This is a genomic window from Streptomyces morookaense, from assembly GCF_013030945.1.
GTDB classification, from domain to species: domain Bacteria; phylum Actinomycetota; class Actinomycetes; order Streptomycetales; family Streptomycetaceae; genus Streptomyces; species Streptomyces morookaensis.
This window is the reverse complement of sequence record NZ_JABBXF010000063.1, coordinates 1-18,629: the sequence shown is the minus strand read 5'-3', so window position 1 is coordinate 18,629 and position 18,629 is coordinate 1. Positions and strand designations below refer to the sequence as shown.

General features: G+C 72.2%; 12 protein-coding genes. 3 read left to right on the top strand and 9 right to left on the bottom strand.

Annotation, left to right across the window (positions count from 1 at the left end; all coding sequences use genetic code 11):
* Positions 1-10 precede the first annotated feature (10 nt).
* A complete protein-coding gene (gene proS / locus HG542_RS24375; protein WP_171084930.1) occupies positions 11-1,426 on the bottom strand; it encodes a proline--tRNA ligase in 1,416 nt (471 codons plus the stop codon).
* A gap of 219 nt (positions 1,427-1,645) precedes the next feature.
* On the opposite strand from proS, the gene HG542_RS24370 reads away from it, so the two are divergent.
* Positions 1,646-2,482: a class I SAM-dependent methyltransferase gene (locus HG542_RS24370; RefSeq protein ID WP_171084928.1), complete on the top strand. Its 837-nt coding sequence runs from the start codon at positions 1,646-1,648 to the stop codon at positions 2,480-2,482.
* A gap of 35 nt (positions 2,483-2,517) precedes the next feature.
* Here HG542_RS24370 and ffh read toward each other — a convergent pair whose 3' ends face one another.
* The 5 genes from ffh to nsdA all read right to left on the bottom strand — a co-directional run bounded on the left by ffh (position 2,518) and on the right by nsdA (position 9,976).
* Positions 2,518-4,065 carry a signal recognition particle protein gene (gene ffh, locus HG542_RS24365; RefSeq protein ID WP_171084926.1) on the bottom strand — a complete coding sequence of 516 codons (1,548 nt, stop codon included), beginning with the start codon at positions 4,063-4,065 and terminating at the stop codon, positions 2,518-2,520.
* Between the two features lie 76 nt (positions 4,066-4,141).
* A complete protein-coding gene (locus HG542_RS24360) occupies positions 4,142-6,523 on the bottom strand; it encodes a [protein-PII] uridylyltransferase (protein WP_190076226.1) in 2,382 nt (793 codons plus the stop codon).
* Complete coding sequence (locus HG542_RS34565) at positions 6,520-6,858, bottom strand: P-II family nitrogen regulator (protein WP_190076204.1); 339 nt, start codon at positions 6,856-6,858, stop codon at positions 6,520-6,522. The genes HG542_RS24360 and HG542_RS34565 overlap by 4 nt, the downstream gene beginning before the upstream one ends.
* The gene (locus HG542_RS24355) at positions 6,855-8,147 is read right to left on the bottom strand and encodes an ammonium transporter (protein WP_171084922.1); all 1,293 of its coding nucleotides are present in this window, start codon (positions 8,145-8,147) and stop codon (positions 6,855-6,857) included. The genes HG542_RS34565 and HG542_RS24355 overlap by 4 nt, the downstream gene beginning before the upstream one ends.
* 314 nt (positions 8,148-8,461) lie before the next feature.
* Positions 8,462-9,976 carry a transcriptional repressor NsdA gene (gene nsdA / locus HG542_RS24350; RefSeq protein WP_171084921.1) on the bottom strand — a complete coding sequence of 505 codons (1,515 nt, stop codon included), beginning with the start codon at positions 9,974-9,976 and terminating at the stop codon, positions 8,462-8,464.
* A 509-nt stretch (positions 9,977-10,485) separates the two neighbouring features.
* Between nsdA and HG542_RS24345 the strand changes: the two genes are divergently transcribed.
* Positions 10,486-11,157, top strand: coding sequence for a bifunctional DNA primase/polymerase (locus HG542_RS24345; protein ID WP_171084919.1), 672 nt, complete (start codon positions 10,486-10,488; stop codon positions 11,155-11,157).
* A 278-nt stretch (positions 11,158-11,435) separates the two neighbouring features.
* On the opposite strand, the gene ftsY is transcribed toward HG542_RS24345, so the two are convergent.
* A complete protein-coding gene (gene ftsY / locus HG542_RS24340; RefSeq protein WP_171084917.1) occupies positions 11,436-12,683 on the bottom strand; it encodes a signal recognition particle-docking protein FtsY in 1,248 nt (415 codons plus the stop codon).
* 276 nt (positions 12,684-12,959) lie between these two features.
* Here ftsY and HG542_RS24335 point away from each other — a divergent pair, with 276 nt between their 5' ends.
* A complete protein-coding gene (locus HG542_RS24335) occupies positions 12,960-14,429 on the top strand; it encodes a purine-cytosine permease family protein (protein ID WP_171084915.1) in 1,470 nt (489 codons plus the stop codon).
* Positions 14,430-14,822: 393 nt separating this feature from the next.
* Here HG542_RS24335 and HG542_RS24330 read toward each other — a convergent pair whose 3' ends face one another.
* Together HG542_RS24330 and HG542_RS24325 are read right to left on the bottom strand one after the other, a co-directional pair.
* Positions 14,823-16,244, bottom strand: coding sequence for a sugar porter family MFS transporter (locus HG542_RS24330; protein WP_171084913.1), 1,422 nt, complete (start codon positions 16,242-16,244; stop codon positions 14,823-14,825).
* Positions 16,245-16,438: 194 nt separating this feature from the next.
* Positions 16,439-18,629: SMC hinge domain-related protein (locus tag HG542_RS24325; protein WP_171084911.1), on the bottom strand; the 2,191-nt coding region annotated here is incomplete at its 5' end.

The following is an 18,629-nucleotide window of genomic DNA, read 5'->3' as shown; positions in this document are numbered from 1 at the left end:
GGACGGTGCCTCAGTAGGCGCGCGCGACGATCGCCAGGGCGCCCGGGGCGTCGTCCGACTCCGGCACGGAGCCGTCCTCGTTCACCAGGCAGCGCACCGTCACGGCCTGCTCGGCCAGCTCGGCCTCGCCCTCCGTGCCCAGCACCGACCACGGGATCCGCGCCCAGCCGCCGGCGACCGCGGCCTCGGCCGCCTCGCCGATGGTCTTCACGTCCGTCGTGCGGGAGACGCGGCGCTCGCGCGACTGGCGCAGCAGCAGCTCCTGGTCCTCCTCCAGGACCTTCGGCAGCAGCGCGGCCAGCTCGTCGATGCGCACCGGCTCCTTGCCGCCCGGAATGCGGCGGGCCAGCATCGCGGTGCCGTTCTCCAGGTCGCGCGGGCCGATCTCGATGCGGACGGGAACGCCCTTGAGCTCCCAGTCCACGGCGCGGCGGCCGAAGGGGGTGTCGGTGCGGTCGTCGACCTGCACGCGGACGCCCGCGGCCTTGAGCACGTCACCGATCTCGCGGACCTTGGCCAGCACGGCCTCGTCACCCTTGATCGCCAGGACGACGGCCTGGACCGGCGCCAGCCGCGGCGGGACGCGCAGGCCGTTGTCGTCGCCGTGCGACATGATCAGACCGCCGACCATGCGGGTCGAGACGCCCCAGGAGGTCTGCCAGACGAGCTCCTGCTGCCCGTCCTTCGACAGGTAGGAGGTGTTGAACGCCTTGGCGAAGTTCTGGCCGAGCTCGTGGCTGGTGCCCATCTGCAGCGCCTTGCCGTCGCCCATCATGCCCTCGAGGGTGAGGGTGTTGATCGCGCCCGCGAAGCGCTCCTTGGGCGTCTTGCGGCCGAGGACCACGTCGATGCCCAGGACGTTGACCATGAAGTCGTAGTAGACGTCGCGGTGGATGCGGGCGGCGTACTCGCGGGCGTCCTCGTAGGTGGCGTGGGCCGTGTGGCCCTCCTGCCAGAGGAATTCGCTGGTGCGCAGGAAGACGCGCGGGCGCATCTCCCAACGGACCACGTTCGCCCACTGGTTGATCAGCAGGGGCAGGTCGCGGTAGCTCTGCACCCACTTGGAGAAGTACTCGTTGATGATCGTCTCGGAGGTCGGCCGGACGACGACCGGCTCCTCCAGTTCCTTGCCGCCGCCGTGCGTGACGACCGCGAGCTCGGGGGCGAAGCCCTCGACGTGCTCCGCCTCCCGCGTGAGGTAGGACTGCGGGATGAAGAGCGGGAAGTACGCGTTGGAGGCGCCCGCGTCCTTGATCCGCGCGTCCATCTCCTGCTGCATGCGCTCCCAGAGCCCGTAACCGTACGGTCGGATGACCATGGTGCCGCGCACCGGGCCGTTGTCGGCCAGCTCGGCCTTGTTGATCAAGTCCTGGTACCAGCGCGGGAAGTCTTCCGCCCGGGGAGTGAGAATGGGAGCCTTTGCCATGGTGGGAATGGTACGGGGCGCGTCACGCCGAGTGTGAATCCGCTCGTCCGCAACCCCGTCCGTCCGGCCTCCCGAACGTTCTCCCTTCGGACCCTGGACTCGGGCCCCGAAGCGGAGTTCTCTGGCATCGGGGGGCTTTTGCACCAGCGCGCACGGCACCACACATGGGGGCGGCTTTTCGGACGTTGACACGGCTCTCGGCGGATTGGGGCGCTTTCGATGACACCAACGCTCGCTCGGCGGCACCGGCCGTCCTCGACCTCGCCCGACACCCGGGCCCGCGACTGGGCGGAAATCCAGGAAAGGATGCTGGTGCCGCTCTACGAGGCGGTCTACGAACGGCTGGAGACCGGACCCGGCACCCGGCTGCTCGCCCTCGGCTGCGGCTCGGGCCTCGCCCTGCTGATGGCCACCGCCCGCGGCGCCGAGGTGTGGGGCACCGAACACGACCCGTACCGGCTGGAAATGGCCCGCGGCCGGCTGCTGTCGGACGGCGCACCCGGCGCCTCCCCGACCCGTGCCCGGCTGCGGCCGGGCGGCCCGGAGGGCGTACCGCAGCCGGGCGACGGGCCGTTCACCCTCGTCACGGCCTTCGGCCCGCTCTGCCCGACGGGCGGCGGTCCCGGCGTCGGCGTGCCGGAGCTCGTCCGCGCGGCGGGCCTCGCCGAGCGCGGTGCACCGGTCGTGCTGGCGGGCTGGGGGCCGCCGGAGCGCTGTGCGGCGTCGGGGGCGTTCCGGGTCGCGGCCCGGCTCGCGGACCCGATGTGCGCGCCCGCCCGGTGGCGGCCCAGCGGGCGCGACGACTTGGAGGAGCTCGCCCGGGCGGCGGGTCTGCGGCCCGCCGGTTCGGGACGTGTGGCCTGCCCGTACGGATATGCCGACTTGGACAGCGCCATCCGCGGCCTGCTCTCCACCGGTGCCTTCGACGCGGCCGAACGGGCCACGGACGGGGAACAGGTGGCCAAGGAACTGGCCGAGGCCCTGCATCCCTATCTGCGCCACGACGGCACGGTGTGGATGCCGAATGTGTTCCGCTACCTGGTGGCGCACAACTAGGGCACGGGCGCCCGTCAACGCGGGCGCCCGGAACCTCACTTCATGAACTTCTTGAATTCCTCGGGGAGTTCGAAGTCCTGGCCGTCCTGACCGCCGGCCGGCAGGCCGAACGGGCTCGCCGGCTGCTGCGCGCGGCGCTCGGCGGCGGCCTGCTCCTCGGCCTTGCGCTTCATCGGGTTGCCCGACTGCCGCTTGCCCTTGGCCTGCTTGGTCTGCTTCTTCTTGCGGGCCGCACCGCCGCCCATGCCCGGCAGGCCGGGCATCCCGGGCATGCCGCCGCCCTGGGCCATGCGGGACATCATCTTGCGGGCGTCGAAGAACCGCTCGACCAGGTTCTTGACGGCGCTGACGTCCACGCCGGAGCCCTTGGCGATACGGGCGCGGCGGGAGCCGTTGATGATCGTCGGGTCCTGGCGCTCGGCCGGGGTCATCGACTTGATGATCGCGGCGGTACGGTCGACGTCGCGCTCGTCCAGGTTGTTGATCTGGTCCCGCATCTGGCCCATGCCCGGGAGCATGCCGAGCAGCTTGCTGATGGAGCCCATCTTGCGGACCTGCTCCATCTGCGACAGGAAGTCGTCGAGCGTGAACTCCTTCGGCCCCTTCGCCAGCTTGGCCGCCATCTTCTCGGCCTCGTCCTGGCTGAAGGTCTGCTCGGCCTTCTCGATGAGGCTGAGCATGTCGCCCATGCCGAGGATGCGGGACGCCATGCGGTCCGGGTGGAACGCGTCGAAGTCGTCCAGCTTCTCGCCGTTGGAGGCGAACATGACCTGCTTGCCGGTCACGTGCGCGACCGACAGCGCGGCACCGCCGCGGGCGTCGCCGTCGAGCTTGGAGAGCACGACGCCGTCGAAGCCGACGCCGTCGCGGAAGGCCTCGGCGGTGTTCACCGCGTCCTGGCCGATCATCGCGTCGACGACGAAGAGGATCTCGTCCGGCTGCACCTCGTCGCGGATGTCCGCGGCCTGCTGCATCATCTCGGCGTCGATGCCGAGGCGGCCGGCGGTGTCGACGATCACGATGTCGTGCTGCTTGGAGCGGGCGAACTCGACGGAGTTCTTGGCGACCTGGACCGGGTCGCCCACGCCGTTGCCCGGCTCCGGTGCGAAGACCGCGACGCCGGCGCGCTCGGCGACGACCGAGAGCTGGTTGACGGCGTTGGGGCGCTGGAGGTCACAGGCGACGAGCAGCGGGGCGTGGCCCTGGTTCTTCAGCCAGAGGCCGAGCTTTCCGGCGAGCGTCGTCTTACCGGCACCCTGCAGACCGGCGAGCATGATGACGGTCGGGGGGGTCTTGGCGAGGCGGAGCCGGCGGGTCTCGCCGCCGAGGATGCCGATGAGCTCCTCGTTGACGATCTTGATGACCTGCTGGGCCGGGTTCAGGGCCTGGGAGACCTCGGCACCGAGGGCCCGCTCCTTGACCTGCTTGATGAAGGCGCGGACGGCGGGCAGCGCGACATCGGCCTCCAGCAGGGCGATGCGGATCTCGCGCGCGGTGGCGTCGATGTCCGCCTCGGAGAGGCGCCCCTTGCCCCGGAGGTTCTTGAACGTCGCTGCGAGGCGGTCGGAGAGGGTATCGAACACGGTGGTCGCGGATCCTTCTGGTCGAGGCTCGAGTCGGCGGCTGACCCCCAAGGGTATCCGTACGCCCCCGGTGCGGTCAGCCGCCCAGCATCTCTTGCATGGCACAGGCCAATGCGGCGGCCTCGTCCCCGGGCAGTGCCCGCCCGTCCGTCCCCGTCACATAGAACGCGTCCACCACGCTGGCGCCCAGCGTGCTGACGTGCGCGCTGCGCACCCGCACCCCCGCCGCGTCCAGTGCACGGCCCATCCGGTGCAGCAGGCCCGGCGCGTCCTGGGCCCGCACCTCCAGGACCGTCGCCGTGCGGGAGCCCTCCGGCGCGACCGTCACACGCGGGGGCGCGGAAACGGGCCTGCGGCGCGTCGCGTACGCCGCCTCGCGCTCGGCCAGGCGTGCGGCGACGCCGAGCGAGCCGTCCAGGGCCCGGACGAGGTCGTTGCGCAGCCGGGCCGCCTCCGGCAGGGAGCCGTACTCGGCGGCGACCTGCCAGTCGAGGAGCAGCACGCCCCGGACCGTGCGCAGCTCCGCGGCCCGCACCGTCAGCCGGTGCAGGGCCAGCACACCGGCCGCGGCCGGCAGGACGCCCGGCCGGTCCGGGACGGCCATCAGCACCTCGACGCCGACGGGCTCCTGGGCCAGGGTGACGACGGGCCCGCCCGCGCCGAGCGCCTCGGCGGCGCGGCGCTCCTGCTCCGCCGTGGGCGCTCCGCACTCCCGGCGGTCGGCGAGCGGGGCACCGGCGAGCGCGGCGGCGGCGCGCCGGACGAGGCCGTCCACGAGCGAGGCCCGCCAGGGGTTCCAGGCCGCCGGGCCGGTGGCACGGGCGTCGGCCTCGGTGAGGGCGTGCAGCAGCTCCAGTGTCCCGGCGGTGGCGACCGCGTCGGTGACCGTCCGGACCGTGGCCGGGTCGTCGAGGTCGCGGCGGGTGGCGGTCTCGGCGAGCAGCAGGTGGTGGCGGACGAGCGTGCCGAGGACGGCCGTGTCGGCCGCGCCGAAGCCGAGCCGGGCGGCGACGTCACGGGCGATGGCCTCGCCCGCCTCGGAGTGGTCGCCGGGGCGGCCCTTGCCGATGTCGTGCAGCAGGGCGGCGACCAGCAGCAGGTCGGGCCGGTCCACGCGGCGGGCGAGGGCGGAGGCCTGCACGGCCGTCTCGACGAGGTGCCGGTCGACGGTCCAGCGGTGGACGGGGTTGCGCTGCGGGCGGCAGCGGACGTGCTCCCACTCGGGCAGCAACCGCGCGACGAGGCCCTCCGCCTCCAGCGCCTCCCAGACGGCCACCGCGGGCTCCCCCGCGCCCAGCAGGGTGACCAGTTGCTGCCGGGCCTCGGCCGGCCAGGGCACCGGCAGCGGTGCGGCGCCCACCATCCGCCGCACCGCGTGCGGCGACAGCGGCAGCCCCGCCTGCGCGGCCGCGGCGGCCGCGCGCAACGGGAGCACGGGATCGCGCTCGGGGCGCGCGGTACGGGCGAGCACCGCCTCGCCCTCCTGCTCGACGACACCCTCGGCGAGCGGGATCCGCTCGGGCTCCACGAAGCCGCCCCGGCCCCCGCGGCCGCCGAGGATGCGGCGCAGCCGGGCCCGTCCCGAGCGGGCGCGCAGCACCCGGCCGACCTCGCGCCAGGTGATGTCGGCGGCGTAGGACACCGTGCGGGCCGCCTCGTAGACGCGGCGCAGCAGGGCATCCGCGTCGGGCAGGCCGAGGGCCGCGGCGACCTGGTGCTGTTCCTGGAGGGTGAGCCGGTCGGAGGCGCGGCCGGTGGCCAGGTGAAGGGCGTCGCGGGCGTCGAGGAGCAGATGGCGGGCCTCCTCCAGGCCCTCGCGCGGGGCGTCGGCGAGCCAGGAGGCGGCGACCGCGCGCAGGGCGGTGGCGTCGCGCAGCCCGCCGCGGGCCTCCTTGAGGTCGGGCTCCAGCAGGAACCGCAGCTCGCCGTGGCGCCGGGCGCGGTCCTCGCACAGCTCGCGCAGCTCCGGCAGCCGGCCGGGGGCCTGGGCGCGCCAGTCCTCGTAGGCCGTGGTGCGCAGGGCGGCGGTGAGGGCGGGGTCCCCGGCGAGGTGCCGGGCGTCGAGCAGGCCGAGGTGGACCTTGAGGTCGGAGGCGGCGGCCTTGCGGGCCTCGGCGGGAGTGCGGACGGAGTGGTCGAGGGCGAGGCCCATGTCCCAGACCGGGTACCAGACGCGGTCGGCCAGGGCGGCCGTCTCGGCGGCGTCGGCCGTGCCGTCGTGGAGGAGCAGCACGTCCAGGTCGCTGCGCGGGGAGAGCTCCCCGCGCCCGTAACCGCCGACGGCCACCAGGGCGGCGCCCCGGGTGCGGCCCAGCAGCCCGCCGAGCCAGCCGTCGGTGAGCCGGGCGAGCTCGGCCCGCAGCCGGGGCCCGCCCTGCGCCTCCTCGTGCAGGAGGCGCAGGCGGGCGGCCGCGTAGCCGTCTTCGGTGTCCGTCACCGTGAGAGCTCCCTGGTTCAGAGCGCGTCCGGGCCGCGCTCGTCGGTGCGGACGCGGACGACCGTCTCGACGGGGACGACCCACACCTTGCCGTCGCCGATCTTGCCGGTGCGGGCGGCCTTGACGATGACGTCGACGACCTCCTCCGCATCGACATCGTCGACGAGTACCTCTATGCGCGTCTTGGGCAGCAGGTCCATCCGGTACTCCGCACCCCGGTAGACCTCGGTGTGGCCGCGCTGCCGGCCGTGGCCCTGGGCGTCGGTGACGGTCAGGCCGCTGACCCCGTACTCGCGCAGGGCCTCCTTGACCGCCTCCACCTGGAAGGGCTTGACGACTGCGGTGATGAGCTTCATGCATCGACCTTCTTGCTGTTCGGGGCCGGGGGCTGCTGCTCGGCGGCGGACGGGGCCGGGGCGGCGGAGCGGTGCGCCGGGGCGCCGCCGACCGCGCTGAAGTCGTAGGCGGTCTCGGCGTGCAGGGCCTGGTCGAGGCCGCTGACCTCGTCGTCCTCGCTCGCCCGGAAGCCGACAAGCTTGTCGACGAGCTTGGCCAGGAACCAGGAGACGGTGAAGGAGTAGGCGAGCACCGAGAACGCCCCGACCGCCTGGCGGCCCAACTGGACCGCGCCGCCCACCCCGTTCACGGCGAGGACGCCGACGAGCAGGGTGCCGATGACGCCGCCGACGAGGTGGACGCCGACGACGTCGAGCGAGTCGTCGAAGCCGAGCTTGAACTTGAGGCCGACGGCCCAGGAGCAGACGGCTCCGGCGACGACGCCGATGAGCAGGGCGCCGAAGGCGTTGACGGCGGCACCGGAGGGGGTGATGGCGACGAGGCCGGCGACGGCCCCGGAGGCCGCGCCCAGGGTGGTGAACGCGCCGTGCTTGATGCGCTCGTAGACCAGCCAGCCGAGCATGGCCGCGCCCGTGGCGACCTGGGTGTTGAAGGCCATGGTGGCGGCGGTGCCGTTGGCGGCGAGGGCGGAACCGGCGTTGAAGCCGAACCAGCCGAACCACAGCAGTCCGGCGCCCAGCATCACCAGGGGAAGGCTGTGGGGACGCATGGGGTCCTTGGTGAAGCCGATGCGCTTGCCGACGACGAGGACGGCGGCCAGACCGCCGATGCCCGCGTTGATGTGGACGGCGGTGCCGCCGGCGAAGTCGATGACCTTGAGCTGGGCCAGCCAGCCGTCGGGCTGCCAGACCCAGTGTGCGATCGGGAAGTAGACGACCGTCACCCACAGGGTGATGAACAGCGCCCAGGCGCTGAACTTCACGCGGTCCGCGAGGGCGCCGCTCATCAGGGCGGGGGTGATGACGGCGAACATCAGCTGGAAGAGGGCGAAGGCGAGGACCGGAATGCCGTCCTTGCCGCCGGTCAGCGTCTCGGGGCTGATGCCCTTGAGCCCGATGTGGTCGAAATTGCCCAGCAGTCCTGCGCCGATGTCATCACCGAAGGCGAGCGAGTAGCCGTAGAGGACCCACAGCACGCTGACGATGCCGAGCGAGATGAAGGACATCATGAGCATGTTGAGGGCGCTCTTCACCCGCACCATGCCGCCGTAGAAGAAGGCCAGGCCCGGCGTCATCAGCATCACGAGCGCGGCACTGATCAGGACGAATGCGGTATCTGCGCCATTCAAGTCGGTGTCTCCTCGCAGCAGCGGTCCGGCCCCCGTGCGGGCCGTCGTCCCCCGGGCCGGTGTCGCGTCAGGCTCGCGCAGCGCCGTTTCAGCCGATGCCGCCGGTTGTTTCGCGCCAGTGACGAACGCATCGGCCGTGTTACGCCCGGGTGAATTGCCCTGAGCCGGGCGGGCGCTGCCACTACGCTCCGCCGGACCGCCCCGGCGGCCGTGCAGACCGGCCGCGACGACCACCCGGTATGACCTGGCGTGGGGGAGCCGAGTCGGGCTGTACGGGAGGGTCGTCGCGGCCGGGGCCGAGGGGCCGGAGGGCGTCAGACCGCCTGGGCGGCTTCCACCGAATCCGGCAGGTGAAGGGCGAGTTGATCGGTGAGCTCACGGACTTCGGCCACTCCCCCGAAGTCGCGCACGGCCGAGTCCACGGTCTTGCGCAGGCGGTTGTTCACCCGCTCCGAGCGGACCTGCTTGGCGATCCTGAGCGCCTGCCCGGCCAGGATCGTGGACTCCTCCGGCTCGCGCTCCATGAGGTGCACGGTGGCCATGCCGATCAGATTGAGCGCATACGACCGCTGGTGCTCCGGGTCCTGGGAGAACAGCTCGACGGCGCGCTCCATCTTGGGCCGGGCCAGCGAGGCGTACGTCGGGCTGCGGCCCGCCACATAGGCGAGATCGCGGAAGGAGTGGGCGTTCTCCGCGTTGAGCTCGGCCTCGGAGAAGAAGCGGATCCAGTCCGGATCGCCGTCGCCGGGCAGGCAGTCGGCGAAGCAGTCCTCCGCCATGGTGACCGCGCGCTTGCACTTGGCCGGCTGCCCCATGCTGGCGTACGCCCGCGCCTCCATCGCATAGAGCATGGCCTGGGTGCGCGGGGTGGCCGTCTCCCGCGAGCCGTACTGGCCGAGGTGGATCAGCTCCAACGCATCGTCGGGGCGGCCGAGATGGATCATCTGGCGGCTCATGTTGGAGAGGATGTACGAACCGAGCGGGCGGTCCCCGGCCTCCTTGGCGGCGTGCAGTGCCAGGACGAAGTACTTCTGCGCCGTCGGGTGCAGGCCGACGTCGTAGCTCATCCAGCCCGCCAGCTCGGCCAGTTCGGCGGCGACCTTGAACAGGCGCCGGGACGTGGCCTCCGCCTGGGGCTCCTGGAGCAGGTCCGTCACCTCGTGGAGCTGGCCGACCACGGCCTTGCGGCGCAGGCCGCCGCCGCACTGGGCGTCCCACTGGCGGAACATCTTCGTCGTGGACTCCAGCAGCTCCAGCTCCGGTTTGGAGAGCCGGGTGCCGCGCCGGGACCGCTCCTGCGCCGCACCGTCGGAGCGCTCCTCCCGGCTCGACGAGCCCGGGACCAGCCAGCGCTGCATCGGCTCGATGAGGCCGGGTCCCGCGGAGAGGGCGAGCGAGGTGCCGAGGAAGCCCCGGCGGGCGAGCATCAGATCGCTGCGGGAGAACTCGCTGAGCAGCTCGATCGTCTGGCGGCCGGCCCAGGGCATGTCCACCCCGCCGACGGAGGGCGACTGGTGCGCGGCGCGCAGCCCGATGTCCTCGACGCCGACCACGCAGCCGAACCGCTCGGAGAACAGCTCGGAGAGGATCTTCGGAATCGGCTCGCGCGGCTGCTCCCCGTCCAGCCAGCGGCGCACGCGGGACGTGTCCGTGCTGATGTGATGGGCGCCCAACTGCCGGGCCCGCCGGTTCACTTGCCGGGCCAGCTCGCCCTTCGACCAGCCGCTCCGCAGGAACCAGGAGTTCAGCTGCTCGTTCGGACGCTTCTCGGACCGCTCCTGCCGATCGGCCCTGCCGGCTCCATCGGCACCGCTGACGTTGCCGCCCACTGGAATGCCCCCATCCCGAACTCTGCTCTGTGCGCGCTGCCGCGCGAACCGCCAACAGCATGCCGCCTGTTGCGACGGCCTGTCCGGCGATGCGCGGGCGCCGCCGGGAACGACGGGAAGCGTCACATGCCTCCGGCATACCCACTGCTGGGCGCATCTCCCGGGGTTCTTGCACCGAAAGTAATCCTACGATCACCGATCAGGCGAGTGCAGTCCAGCAAACGCCACCATTCGCCACCCCAACGGATGAACTGCTGTGCCACCGGCCGCGATTGACTTGACACCGGGCAACGCCGAAAAGGATCAAGGGAGATCGGCGAGCCGCCGACGACGGTGGTGGGCGACCGGCGGGCGGCCGACGGGTGGACCGGTGCGCAGGGCAGCGCGCGCCGCACTCCGCACCACCTCCCGCACACCGTCGCGCCGCCCCGGAGACGAGGTCCGCGACCGTACGTGTCCGAGACACTCCGACACGTAACCAACCGCGGAACAGACCCGTTGGAGGGGGCATGGGCTTCACAATCGGCGGCATCCGGGATCTGCGCTCGGGCTCTCGGCGCCGAGGCCGCGCGTCCGACACCGTGACCACGGTCGCGGAGTACACCGGCCTGTGGGGGTGGGACGTGGTGCCGGGCGCCCGCGCCGCGCGCGGCGGCCGGGTGAGCTGCTCCTGCGGCGCCGCCGGCTGCCCCGCCCCCGGGGCCCATCCGCTCTCCTTCGCCCCGCCCGTCCCGGCCGGCGCCACGCTGGACGAGGCGGCGGCGGCCTGGGCCGAGGTGCCGGGAGCGGCCGTGCTGCTGCCGGTGGGGCGCTCGTTCGACGTCCTGGAGGTCAGCGAGGCGGCCGGGCGGCACGCGCTGGCCCGCCTCGAACGGATGGGGCTCCCGCTCGGGCCCGTCGCCCTCACCCCGCACGGCCGCGCGCTGTTCTTCGTCGCGCCGGGCGCCGCCGCGCAACTCCCCCAGCTGCTCTACCGGATGGGCTGGGACGACACCCGCCTCGACCTGCGCGGCCTGGGCCCCGGCGACCACATCACCGCCCCGCCCTCGGACTTCGCCGGCCTCGGCCCGATGCGCTGGCTCCGCCCGCCCGCCCTCGACACGGCGGCCCGCCCCCCGGAGGCGAGGCTGCTGCTGGGCACGCTGGCATACGTCTCGCATCGGGCGGGCGGGGCGCCGTAGCCGCCCGCCACGGCGCCCCCGTAAGGGGCGCGGGGAACTGCGCGAGCAACGACGACGCGCCCGCAGTCGAGGTGCTCGGGGCTGCACCCCGGACGCCAAGGGTGGCGCGTTGCGTGCAGGCCGGTGGGGGCTGGTCGCGCAGTTCCTCCCCCAGCTACCGCTGGGAGGTGCCCCCAGCGCCCCTTACGGGGGCGCTTGACGGGGCGCAGCCCCACGGCAAAGGGCCCCTCCGCCCTTGCGGAGAGGCCCTTTTGTCACGCCCGTGGAGATCGCGACGTTCAGTCGCCGATCAGCGCATCGACGAACGCCTCCGGCTCGAACGGCGCCAGGTCGTCCGCACCCTCGCCCAGCCCCACCAGCTTCACCGGCACACCCAGTTCGCGCTGCACGGCGACGACGATGCCGCCCTTGGCGGTGCCGTCCAGCTTGGTGAGGACGATGCCCGTGATGTTCACGACCTCGGCGAAGACCCGCGCCTGCACCAGGCCGTTCTGGCCGGTGGTGGCGTCCAGGACCAGCAGGACCTCGTCCACCGAGCCGTGCTTCTCGACGACCCGCTTGACCTTGCCCAGCTCGTCCATGAGCCCGGTCTTGGTGTGCAGCCGGCCCGCGGTGTCGATGAGGACGACGTCCGCGTTCTCGGCGATGCCCTCCTTGACCGCGTCGAAGGCGATCGACGCCGGGTCGCCGCCCTCGGGGCCGCGGACCGTGCGGGCACCGACGCGCTCGCCCCAGGTCTGCAGCTGGTCGGCCGCGGCGGCGCGGAAGGTGTCGGCGGCGCCCAGCACGACGGACTTGCCGTCGGCCACCAGCACCCGGGCGAGCTTGCCCGTGGTGGTGGTCTTGCCGGTGCCGTTGACGCCGACGACCATGACGACGCCCGGCTTCTCCTCGCCGTTCACGCCGACACCGGGCTCGGTGTGGACGCTGCGGTCGAAGTCGGTGCCGACGAGCGCGAGCAGCTCCTCGCGGAGCAGGGCGCGCAGTTCCTCGGGGGTGCGGGTGCCGAGCACCTTGACGCGCTCGCGCAGCCGCTCGACCAGCTCCTGTGTGGGCGCGACACCCACGTCGGCGGTGAGCAGGGTGTCCTCGATCTCCTCCCAGGTGTCCTCGTCGAGGTGCTCCCGGGAGAGCAGGGTCAGCAGACCCTTGCCCAGGGTGTTCTGCGAGCGCGAGAGCCGGGCGCGCAGCCGGACGAGGCGGCCGGCGGTGGGCTCGGGGACCTCCACGGCGGGCGCGGCCGGGGCCGCGGCCTCCGCGGCGGTCTCCGGCTCGACGACCGGCGCCTCCTCCGCCGGGGCCTCGGCGGCCTCCGGCAGTTCCACCTCTTCGATGGTGCGGCGCGGTTCCTCGCGCGGGGCTTCGGCCTCCTCGCCGACGTGGGGCTCGGCGGGCGGCGCGGTGACGGACGGGCTGCTCGGCGGCGCCGGGGGCAGCTGCTTCTTCTTGCGGCTGCTCACCACGAGCCCGCTGATCGCGCCGAGCGCGACCACAGCGATGACTACGGCAAGGATGACGAATTCCATAACGACCCCAGTATCGGACACCGGGGCGGGATGCCGGTGCCGTCTTGCCGGCCTCGTGTTTTCGCGGCGTCGTGGCCGGATTTTTGTGCTTTACCACGAGGACCAATCGCACTATCCGGCCAAAGTTGGAGCAAAGTACGATGGCGTGGAGCTGTGCGACGCGCGTAGAGTCCGCAAAGACCTTCTCTGGTCAGAGGCCTTGGCGAGCCGGCCCGGCTCGCCGACACCCCCGAGGCCTCCCGCCCCCCGCATCACCTGCACGGAGCCCCCATCCCCATGGCCCCCACCACGGACAACGCCGTCCGCTCGGACGGCGCTCTGGTGGACGATGTGTCCACCACTGCAGTCGCCGACTCCGAAGGCGCGATAGAAACCCGCGGCATCGAGCCCGTACCGGACCACGAGCGGCACGGCCGGGTCAGGGAACTCTTCCCGACCTGGGTCGCCGCCAACATCAGCGTGCTGCTGCTCACCATGGGCGCCGCCCTGGTGGTCTTCAACAAGCTCAACTTCTGGCAGGTCCTGATCGTCGCCGGATGCGCCGCCGTCGCCTCCTTCGGCATGGTCGGCGTGCTGTCGGTCTCCGGGAAGTGGGGCGGCGCCCCGGGCGCGATGCTCTCCCGTGCGACGTTCGGCGTGCGCGGCAACCTCTTCCCCGGTGCGATCCTGTGGGTCGCCCGGTTCGGCTGGGAGACGATCAACGCCGTCACGGGCGCGTACGCCGTCCTGACCGTGCTCGACCTGCTGTTCGGGATCAAGAGCAACAGTGTGCTGATTGTGATCACGCTGTTTGTTTTCGTTGCTTGTACGTTCCTCGTGAGCGGCATGGGGCGGAAGGCCCTGAACGTCTGCAACAAGTGGTCGACGTATTTGTTCGGCGTCTTCAGCGTGCTCGTGCTCGGGTACCTCGTCGTCCACATCAAGTGGCACGACGTCTTCTCGAAGCCGGCCGGTTCGACCGCGATGATGATCGCCGGTATCGGCACCATCGCGGCGGGCGGCATCAGCTGGGTGCCCACCGGCCCCGACTTCGCGCGGTACCTGCCGCACTCCGCGTCCGGCAAGAAGATCGTCGGCGCGACGGTCTCCGGTGCCGGTGTGGTGATGGTGCCGATGGTGCTCATGGGCGCCGTGATGGCCGTGGCCGCGCCGGGGCTCGCCGAGGCGCCGGACCCGGTGTCCTTCCTCGGTGACATCCTGCCGACGTGGCTGGCCGTGCCGTACCTGGTCACCGCGATCGTGGGCATGCTGCTGATCAACTCGCTGTCGATGTACTCGGCCGGGTTCACCGCCCAGACGATGGGTGTGAAGCTGCCGCGGGCGATGGCCGTGAGCATCAACGCCGCCATCTCGCTGGTGGGCGGTCTGATGCTGATGCTGGTCGCGAAGAGCTTCCTGAGCTCGTTCATCACGTTCCTGATCCTGCTGGCCGTCTCGTTCTCCGCCTGGATCGGCGTCTACGCCGTCGACATGGCGCGGCGCCGGGTGCGGGCCGTGCGGTACGACGCGGAGGGGCTGATGGACACCAGCCCGTCGAGCCGGTACTGGTACCAGGGCGGCTTCTGCTGGCAGGCCATGACCGCGTGGGCGGTGGCGCTGATCGCGGGTCTCTGCTTCACGCAGTGCGCGTGGTTCAGCGGGCCGCTGTCCGGGACGTTCGTGGGCAAGTACGGGCTGGGCTGGGCGGCGACGATCGCCATCTCGGCGCTGCTGATGGCTGTGCTGCCGACGCCGCGGGAGAAGTGATCCTGTAGTTCGAACGGCCCCCTGCGTCACGCAGGGGGCCGTTTTGCATGCGTGGGTCGGGGGTGGGGTGGGGACGGGCCCTTCCGAGGGACTGGACTGTTCGCGGGGAAGCGGTCCCCGTGCGGGTGCCCCGCACTACCGCAAACAGCCCTTTACGTCCCTCTCCAGGGCCCGTCCCCACCCCACCCCCTCGCGTCCGTACGACGCCGACGGTGATCCGCCCCCACGAGGGAGCCGAGGCTGCGGTGCCAGCAACGGGTGGAGCGGGAGGGTGGCCAACGCCCGCCACGGCGGCGGGGCGGCCGGACATAGGCCCCCGGCCCCGGCAAACGCAAAGGCGCTGACCCGTAAGTCGGGTCAGCGCCTCGCAGAGGAGCGGGCGGGCGGGGTAGGTCAGCCCATCTCCTCCAACGCCTTGCCCTTCGTCTCCTTCACGAACTTCATCACGAAGGGGATGGAGAGCACGGCGAAGACCGCGTAGATGATGTACGCGCCCGAGAGGTTCCAGTCCGCGAGGCTCGGGAAGCTGGCCGTGATGGCCCAGTTGGCGATCCACTGGGCCGAGGCGGCGACGCCCAGGGCCGCGGCGCGGATGCGGTTGGGGAACATCTCGCCGAGGAAGACCCAGACCACGACGCCCCAGGAGAGGGCGAAGAAGAGCACGAAGGCGTGGGCCGCGATGAGGGCCACGGTGCCCTGGCCGGTCGGCAGGGTGCCGTCCGCGGACTTGGAGGCGAAGGCCCAGGCCTCGAGGGCGAGGGAGACGGCCATGCCGACGGAACCGACGAGGGCGAGCGGCTTGCGGCCGATGCGGTCGACGAGGACCATCGCGATCACGGTGCCGACGATGTTGATGATCGACGTGGTGAAGCTGTAGAAGAACGAGCTCTCGGGGTTGATGCCCACCGACTGCCACAGCGTCGAGGAGTAGTAGAACGCGACGTTGATGCCGACGAACTGCTGGAAGACCGAGAGGCCGATGCCGATCCAGACGATCGGGAGCAGACCGAAGCGGCCGCCGAGGAGGTCCTTGAACGTGGACTTCTGCTCGTTGTGCATCGCGTGCTCGATCTCGGCGACGCGCGCGTCGAGGTCGGTGCCCTTGCCCTCGACCTCGGCCAGGACGGTCTTGGCCTTGTCGAGCTTGCCGACCGAGATCAGGAAGCGGGGGGACTCGGGGATGGCGAAGGAGAGCAGGCCGTAGAGGACGGCCGGGACGACCATGACGCCGAGCATCAGCTGCCAGGCCTCGATGCCGAGGAGGTGGCCGCGCTGGTCGCCGCCCGCGGCGTTGAGGATGCCCCAGTTGACGAGCTGCGAGACGGCGATGCCGACGACGATCGCGGCCTGCTGGAAGGAGCCGAGCCGGCCGCGGTAGGCGGGCGGGGAGACCTCGGCGATGTAGGCCGGGCCGATGACCGAGGCCATGCCGATGGCTATGCCGCCGAGGACGCGCCACAGGGCGAGGTCCCACAGGGCGAACGGCACGGCCGAGCCGACGGCGCTGACGGTGAACAGGGCCGCGGAGATCTGCATCACGCGGATGCGGCCGATGCGGTCCGCGACGCGGCCGGCCGTGGCGGCGCCGATCGCGCAGCCGATCAGCGCGATCGCGATGACCTGGGCGAGAGCGGCGGAGCCGATGTCGTACTTGTGGCGGATGCCCTCGACGGCACCGTTGATCACGGAGCTGTCGTAACCGAAGAGGAAGCCGCCCATGGCCGCGGCCGCGGTGATGAAGATGACGTGGCCGAGGTGGTCCGGCTGGGCCTTGCGGCTCTCGGACCCCTTCGCTGCCGTCGTTGTGCTGGTCAACGTGTACTCCTGGGGCACCCCGGCCACACTGCCGGGGGTGGGGGGCGGCCTTTCCGGTGGAAGATCAAATGACCACCACGTGAAGGCGTAAGCAACGTGGGAGACCCTATGCCTTCATTTCTCTAAGTCAAGAGAATGTGATGAATCTGTTTCCCCCCGTTTGCCGGGGAGTTGAGTTCAAGTAGTGAAGTTGATCAACGAAGCCGCTGGCTGATGACCTTCGAAACGCCGTCGCCCTGCATCGACACCCCGTAGAGCGCGTCCGCGACCTCCATGGTCCGCTTCTGGTGGGTGATCACGATCAGCTGCGAGCTCTCCTGCAGCTCTTTCATGATCCCGATCAGCCGCTGGAGATTGGTGTCGTCCAGCGCCGCCTCGACCTCGTCCATCACATAGAACGGGCTCGGGCGGGCCTTGAAGATCGCCACGAGCAGGGCGACCGCGGTCAGGGAGCGCTCCCCGCCCGAGAGGAGCGACAGGCGCTTGACCTTCTTGCCCGGCGGGCGGGCCTCCACGTCGACGCCGGTCGCCAGCATGTCGTCCGGGTCGGTCAGGATCAGGCGCCCCTCGCCGCCTGGGAAGAGCCGGGAGAAGACGCCCTCGAACTCGCGGGCCGTGTCCCGGTAGGCCGCGGTGAAGACCTCCTCGACGCGCTTGTCGACGTCCTTCACCACCTGGAGGAGGTCGGCGCGGGTCTTCTTGAGGTCCTCCAGCTGCTCCGAGAGGAAGTTGTGCCGCTCCTCCAGGGCCGCGAACTCCTCCAGCGCCAGCGGATTGACCTTGCCCAGCTGCTGGTACGCCCGTTCCGCCGCCCTGAGGCGCTTCTCCTGTTCCGCCCGTACGAAGGGCACCGGCTGGTTGCGGGGGTGCTCCGGGTCCTCGGGCAGCGTCTCGCCCTCGGCCGGCGGCGAGGGCGGCACCGGCTGGTCGGGACCGTACTCGGCGACCAGGCCCGCGGGCTCGACCCCGAGCTCCTCCAGGGCCTTGGCCTCCAGCTGCTCGATGCGCAGCCGCTTCTCCGCGCCCAGCACCTCGCCCTTGTGGACCGAGTCCGTCAGCTTGTCCAGCTCGGTCTTGAGCTCGCGCGCGGCATTGCGCCCGGCGACCAGTTCGCGCTCGCGCTCCGCCTTGGCGGCCTCGGCCGACCGCCGCTCCTCGTCGGCGCGGACCAGCGAGGCCTCCACATGGGCCAGCAGCTGCCGGGCCCCGGCCGCCACCGCCCCGGCCACCTCGGCCTCGTGGCGCAGCCGGGCTCGGCGCTGCTCCGCCCGCGCCCGCGCCTCCCGTTCGGCACGCGCCGCGCGGTCCAGCCCGTCCGCCCGGCCCGCGAGCGCCTTGACCCGCTCCTCGTGGGTACGGACCTGCAGCCGCGCCTCCATCTCCGTCTGCCGGGCGTTGGCGCCGTCGGCCGCGAGCCGGTCGCGGGCGGCGGTGTCGGGGTCGTCCGTGCCGTCGGTGTCCGCGAACTCCTCGGCGGCCGCGAGCCGTTCCGCCAGTTCGGCGGCCTCCTCGGCGGCGCGCGCCAGTGCTTCCTGTGCGCGCTCGACGGCCGCGGCGCTGCGTTCGGCCTCGCCCTCCGCGGCGCGGGCCTGCCCGGCGAGGCGGCCCAGGTCCTGGGCGGTCTTCGACTTCGCGCGGTCGGCGGTGCTGCGGGAGGCCGCCAGCTCCTCGACGAGGGCGGCGGTCCGTGTCCTGTTCTCTTCCGCTGCGCGCTGAGCCATGCTCAACTCCGCGCATTCCTTTTCGAGTTCGGCGAGTTCCGCCGTCGCCTCGTCGACGGCGGCCTGCACCTCCAGCAGGCTCGGCGCACCGCCGGAGCCGCCCTGCGCGAAGTGGGCGCCCAGCACGTCGCCTTCGGCGGTGACGGCGGTCAGGTCGGGGCGCGCGGCGACCAGGTGCTCGGCGTCCTCCAGGGTGTCGACGACCACCGTACGGGCCAGCAGGCGCCGGACGGCAGGCCGCAACTCCTCGGGCGCGCGCACGAGTTCGGCCGCCGTCCGGAAACCCGCGACGGGTTCGGCGGGGGGCTCGTCCGGTGCTCCCGCGAGGAGCAGTGCCGCGCGGCCTGCGTCCTCTTTCTTCAGCAGGCGCAGTGCTTCCGCCGCGGCCGCGGGGCCGGTGACGGCGACGGCGTCCGCGGCCGCGCCCAGCGCGGCGGCGACGGGGAGTTCGCTGCCGGGGGTGACCGTGAGGAGTCCGGCCGCCGGTCCGAGAAGTCCGGAGATTCGTTCCTTCGCTGTCAGGAGCGCGCCCGTGCCGTCCTTGCGGCGCAGACCGAGGGCCAGTGCGTCGCGGCGGGCCGTGATCGCCGCGCGCCGCCGCCCGGCCTCGCCCGCCGCCTCGCGGGCCGCGTCCAGGGCGGCCTCCGCGGCGGCGAGCTCCGCC

Coding starts and splice junctions, on each gene's coding strand:
- HG542_RS24335 (WP_171084915.1), top strand. CDS start 12,960: ATGGCCCCCACCACGGACAACGCCGTCCGCTCGGACGGCGCTCTGGTG.
- proS (WP_171084930.1), bottom strand. CDS start 1,426: ATGGCAAAGGCTCCCATTCTCACTCCCCGGGCGGAAGACTTCCCGCGC.
- HG542_RS24370 (WP_171084928.1), top strand. CDS start 1,646: ATGACACCAACGCTCGCTCGGCGGCACCGGCCGTCCTCGACCTCGCCC.
- HG542_RS24345 (WP_171084919.1), top strand. CDS start 10,486: ATGGGCTTCACAATCGGCGGCATCCGGGATCTGCGCTCGGGCTCTCGG.
- ftsY (WP_171084917.1), bottom strand. CDS start 12,683: ATGGAATTCGTCATCCTTGCCGTAGTCATCGCTGTGGTCGCGCTCGGC.
- HG542_RS34565 (WP_190076204.1), bottom strand. CDS start 6,858: ATGAAGCTCATCACCGCAGTCGTCAAGCCCTTCCAGGTGGAGGCGGTC.